At 45.8% G+C, this 4,799-nt stretch carries 8 protein-coding genes and 1 tRNA gene; 8 read left to right on the forward strand and 1 reads right to left on the reverse strand.

Annotated features, from left to right (window positions below):
* The 7 genes from O9295_RS18230 to O9295_RS18260 form a co-directional block, all read left to right on the forward strand.
* Positions 1-113 (forward strand): transposase (locus tag O9295_RS18230; RefSeq protein WP_071784045.1); only part of this gene is annotated, 113 nt, incomplete at its 5' end.
* 165 nt (positions 114-278) lie between these two features.
* Positions 279-350 (forward strand) — tRNA-Thr (locus O9295_RS18235).
* 384 nt (positions 351-734) lie between these two features.
* Complete coding sequence (locus O9295_RS18240) at positions 735-1,088, forward strand: metal-sensing transcriptional repressor (RefSeq protein ID WP_002781887.1); 354 nt, start codon at positions 735-737, stop codon at positions 1,086-1,088.
* A 66-nt stretch (positions 1,089-1,154) separates the two neighbouring features.
* Positions 1,155-1,337 carry a 30S ribosomal protein S21 gene (gene rpsU / locus O9295_RS18245; protein WP_002738938.1) on the forward strand — a complete coding sequence of 61 codons (183 nt, stop codon included), beginning with the start codon at positions 1,155-1,157 and terminating at the stop codon, positions 1,335-1,337.
* Between the two features lie 223 nt (positions 1,338-1,560).
* Positions 1,561-2,214 carry a uracil phosphoribosyltransferase gene (gene upp, locus O9295_RS18250; RefSeq protein WP_002798883.1) on the forward strand — a complete coding sequence of 218 codons (654 nt, stop codon included), beginning with the start codon at positions 1,561-1,563 and terminating at the stop codon, positions 2,212-2,214.
* A 14-nt stretch (positions 2,215-2,228) separates the two neighbouring features.
* A complete protein-coding gene (locus tag O9295_RS18255) occupies positions 2,229-2,516 on the forward strand; it encodes a ssl2009 family thylakoid membrane protein (protein WP_190718274.1) in 288 nt (95 codons plus the stop codon).
* 193 nt (positions 2,517-2,709) lie between these two features.
* Positions 2,710-3,459, forward strand: a complete 750-nt coding sequence (locus tag O9295_RS18260; protein ID WP_147073925.1) for a Uma2 family endonuclease — start codon at positions 2,710-2,712, stop codon at positions 3,457-3,459.
* A 231-nt stretch (positions 3,460-3,690) separates the two neighbouring features.
* Here the strand turns inward: O9295_RS18260 and O9295_RS18265 are convergent, their stop codons facing one another.
* On the reverse strand, positions 3,691-4,548 hold the full coding sequence (locus tag O9295_RS18265) for a PEP-CTERM sorting domain-containing protein (protein WP_288034340.1): 858 nt from the start codon (positions 4,546-4,548) through the stop codon (positions 3,691-3,693).
* A 90-nt stretch (positions 4,549-4,638) separates the two neighbouring features.
* Between O9295_RS18265 and O9295_RS18270 the strand changes: the two genes are divergently transcribed.
* Positions 4,639-4,799: helix-turn-helix domain-containing protein (locus O9295_RS18270; protein ID WP_288034343.1), on the forward strand; the 161-nt coding region annotated here is incomplete at its 3' end.

Genomic DNA, 4,799 nt, shown 5'->3' on the forward strand with positions numbered 1-4,799 from the left:
TGGTCGAGGGAATCAACAATAAACTTAAACTAATAAAACGGAGAGGCTATGGCTTTAGAAACTTTCGGAATTTTTGGGTTAGAAGTATGTTATCTTGGCATCTTGTCTGTTGATTTAGCATAAAGGGTAACGAAGAGCCCAAAAAGAATTAGATTCGGATTTCCCTCCTTGTCCTCCTTGTCTTGTCTTCACAGGTTTGTAAAATACCTACACCTGTGAGCCCCGGGAAAAAATTTTTCAGCAAGCCCTATTTGTGTTATGATTAGTTGGTCAAAAATGCTGGTGTAGCTCAGTGGTAGAGCAGCTGATTTGTAATCAGCCGGTCGCGGGTTCAAATCCCATCACCAGCTTCAATCTCTCACTCCTAATGGGACTTTTAAAAACCCACTCCCCACTCCCTGCTCCCTGCTCCCCTATACTTTCTAAACAGGATTTAGTATCAGTAGTCAGTAGTCAGGAGAATTAAGAATGAATAATAGTCGATTAAATGGTGTATTTACAGATTTTATGCCATTTAATCCTTGTTTTTGCCGTTTTTGAACCCTGAAAAATTAATTATGCAAGAGCGTCTAATTTGTGGATTTCATCCCTCCGGTTGGAATCAAGAGGAAAATTGCCCCGATTGGCAAACCGAAGACCCCTGAACGGGAATTTAAACCAGACAAAACCATACTAGGGACTGGGGTTCGCAACTGTGGCACACTAGAGAGTAGAACTGAATTGACGGTAAGCCCTTGACTAATCAAATTACCCCTTTCGACCCCCTTCACAACCACGACGAGACGGGACATGACCACGAGTCAAAAGGGACTCCCCACGTCCATAGCGAAGCTTCCCTGAAGCAAATTATTAACCGTCTCTCGCGCATCGAAGGACATATTCGCGGCATCAAGACGATGGTATCGGAAAATCGTCCCTGTCCCGAAGTTTTGATGCAAATTGCCGCTATTCGCGGGGCGATTGATCGCGTCGCCAGAATGATCCTCGACGAACATCTGAGCGAATGTATTGCCCGGGCTGCCCAGGAAGGTAGTATCGAGACAGAAATTGAAGAATTAAAGGCCGCCTTGGATCGCTTTTTACCCTAGATTGTGCTATAATGAGAAGTTGGCATTTTTTAGGCAGAGAGCGATTACAGGAGGTGAATTAGGTTAATGACCCAAGTGGTAGTTGGTCAGAACGAGGCGATCGAATCAGCCCTGCGTCGTTTTAAGCGACAGGTAGCGAAAGCGGGAATTTATGCGGATATCAAAAAGCATCAATTTTTTGAAACCCCTCAAGAAAAGAGAAAGCGTAAAGCAGTAGCCCGGAGACGACAAAGAACCCGTCGTCGTTAAAACTCCCCAAGTCAGAAGCCGCTCGCAAGCTTCTGGCTTGCTTTTATTTTAACCTAGTGGTGGGGGTTGGGTTTTAGGGGTGTGGGAAGTGGGGTGTGGGGTTGGGGGATGGGGAGATAGGGAGAAAAAAGCTGATTACTGATTACTGATCACTGATCACTGACTCCTGAAGGCTTTTTCGCTTAAGATAAAGTTTAGCCCTCGATCGAGTTCTAGTGTTTTCATGGTTTTACAACTGCGCGTCTACGTTCCCGAACATCCTCTGGTTAAGCATTGGTTGGCGATCGCCCGCGATCAAAATACCCCCTCGGTACTGTTTAAAACAGCGATGACGGAACTAGGGCGCTGGTTAACCTACGAAGCGGCGCGGCAATGGTTGCCGACGCTGGAAACTAGCGTTAAAACCCCTCTAGCGGAATGTGCCGCTACTTTTATCGATCCTAGCGTACCGATCGCCGTAGTTCCGATTTTAAGGGCAGGATTAGCCCTGTTGGAAGGGGCCCAAAGCCTTTTACCCCTAGCTAGTACCTATCACCTCGGTTTGGCCAGAAATGAGGAAACCCTGGAGGTGAGTTGTTATTTAAATAAATTACCGGCCAGTTTTGATCCGGCCACGAGAGTCTTAATTCTCGAACCGATGTTAGCCACGGGGGGATCAATTTCAATGGCAATGGCAGAAATTACCGGCAGAGGCGTTGATCCTACCCTGATTCGCCTGATTTCCGTGGTGGCTGCCCCGCCGGCTTTACAGAAATTGAGTCAAAATTATCCCAGCTTGAACATCTATACGGCTATTATCGATGAAGGATTAAATAGCGGCGGTTACATCGTGCCGGGATTGGGCGATGCCGGCGATCGAGCTTTTGGAACCTATTAGGAGAAAAAGGGATTATGAGTCAGCGAGATGGGTTTACGGGCGGTTTTTTAGCCGGTGCGATTGTCGGTGGTTTAGTGGGCGGTGTTTTGGGGACAGTGTTGGCTAATCGCAGCCGTCGCGGTTTAGCAGATGGTGATAATCAAGCTTTTTTGGAGGAGAGCCGCAATGGGCGCTTGACTCCAGAGGAAGGCATGGAAATGGCCCGCCGCAGTTTGGAAGATAAAATTGCCCAGTTAAATCTAGCGATCGATGATGTGCGTCAACAGTTAGGATCGGTACAAGAAAACGGCAGCGATCATTAAAATGGGGCTGGCTGAATAAATCTAAAAACCTTGTTGGATAATATCTTAAGAATAATGTGTTGACAATTAGGCAGAGCCTTGCAACCAGGAAAAACAATCATCGCTTAGACTTGATCGCACAAAAACAACGAAATCTAAAACCGTAATTTTCCGTTAGAATTAGCAGTAATCAAACACCACGCTTGCGGGAGCTATGGTTAACCTCACCTATAACAAAAATCGCCCTCTTCCCAGCGCCGAAGAATTGCCCTCTTCCGACGAAACTCCAGTGGATAATCAGTTACAGAATGATCTTCCCAATCTGCTGCTAAGTTTATTAGCCTTAATTTGGTCTGGTCGAGATGATTGGTATTTTGGGGTAGATATGGCTGTTTATTATAATCCAGACGAATCAGCTTTTGTCCCCGATGGTTTCTTAGCGGTTGGAGTCAACCATGATACGGGAGAAAGAGGTCGGTTAAGCTATATTTTGTGGGGAGAAAAGTATATCTTGCCGATTTTGTTTTTAGAGGTAATTTCCGAGAAGTATAATAGTGAGTATGAGGAAAAATTCTTAAATTACCAAACCCTGGGGATTCTGTATTATGCAATATACAATCCTTTGAGTGGCAGAAGGGGAAGATTTAAAAACCGACAAAGATTAGAGGTATATAAATTAATCTCAGGCAAATATGAACTTCTAGAAAGTGAGAATAATCGAGTTTGGTTGCCTGAAATTGGCTTGGCGCTGGGTTATGAAAAAGGAGAACATATTGCTTGGTATCGGGAATGGTTATACTGGTATGACCAGTCAGGAAATCGCTATCTAACGGCTGAGGAAAGAGCGATGAACGCAGAGGCGATCGCTGCTCAAGAACGGCTGGCTAAACAAGAGGCGGAACAAAAAGCCATCCGGTTGGCTGAAAGGCTCAGAGCGCTTGGAATTAACCCCGATGAAATGTAGGGTCTGAATTCTCCAAGGTATAAGCGCCAGTGCTTCCCTAATTTCCCTGGCCGTGCCTTGGATTACTGTTGCTTGTGTAGTCTTGATTTTTGATCATTCTAGGGCGAATCCTAGCATAATTCACGACTGAGATGCTACCCATCGAAAAACCAAAAAAACAAAACCCCCTCCACTGACTGAATGAAGGGGTGTTTGTGATATTTTGTGGCCAATTTAGCCGACTTTTGTGGTTTACTTCTCGGCTGATTTGGATGATTTTAGTTTGCGTTTGAGGGTTGAAGCTGCGCCAAGAGTGCCGATAGCAAACAGTCCAAGAAGAGAATTGGGTTCGGGAACAGAAACTTGTTTGGTGACGAAGTTCAGGGAATTGGCCATTAACAGTGCGCCATCGGTACTACTGACCCAGAAATCTGATCGAGCATCGCTTGATGGGGGATAAAAATTCAACCCAGCTATTTTGCCCGCAAATGTGGAGGTATTGACGGCGATTAGCGGTGCACCATTACTCCAGTCAGCCACTGCTACCGCACCGGGGTTGAGAGAGCCCACTGTATTGTAGTAACTCAATGACCCGCCATTGAAGCTGGTAACGCCTGCGAGGATCGGGTTCGATGGATCGTAAATTGTTCCTAATGTTAGATTTCCGGGGGAGCTTTGTCCTCCTGGTTGCCAAACATCGTAGTTTTGCGCCCTCCACCGACCACCAATGTCTATGAAAGTGCTCCAGAACGAAAAAGTCGCTTGGACTACTCCACCACCCGCATCGACGTAATCTGCTAATACATTACCGAAAGTGGTTGGATCAGCAAAATCGACCCCATCAGAAAAGAACAGTACGGCATCGTAAGCCTGTAATTGCGCGAGAGTTGGGGTAGAAGAACTGACATTCAGTATATCTACGCTCCCAGAAATCAGGCCAGTTCCAGCAATTTTTGCTTGAACGTCGTTGAGCCAACTCGCACTGTTGGGAGCTCCGGCAATCAGAACGCTGGCCAAGGCGTGGCTAGTAGTGCCGAAGAAAACGGTTGATGCCACAATACCAACTGAGAGAGATTTTTGACTCAGCGCCGCTAAAATTGGATTTTTCATCGAAAATTTGGGTCTGAAACCCCGCCGTTTTACGACGGCTTTACTGTTAAATATTAGCACATTTACGAAATATATGCTAAAATGTGAGGTATGGAAAAAGCCTATTCGTTTCGATTTTACCCCACACCCGAACAAGAGTCGCTATTGCGGCGCACTTTGGGCTGTGTAAGATTAGTTTACAATAAAGCTCTCCATCTCAGAACACAAGCTTGGTATGAAAGACAAGAAAGAGTAGGATATGTTCAAACTTC

Source organism: Microcystis sp. LE18-22.4A, from assembly GCF_027531105.1.
GTDB lineage: Bacteria > Cyanobacteriota > Cyanobacteriia > Cyanobacteriales > Microcystaceae > Microcystis > Microcystis aeruginosa.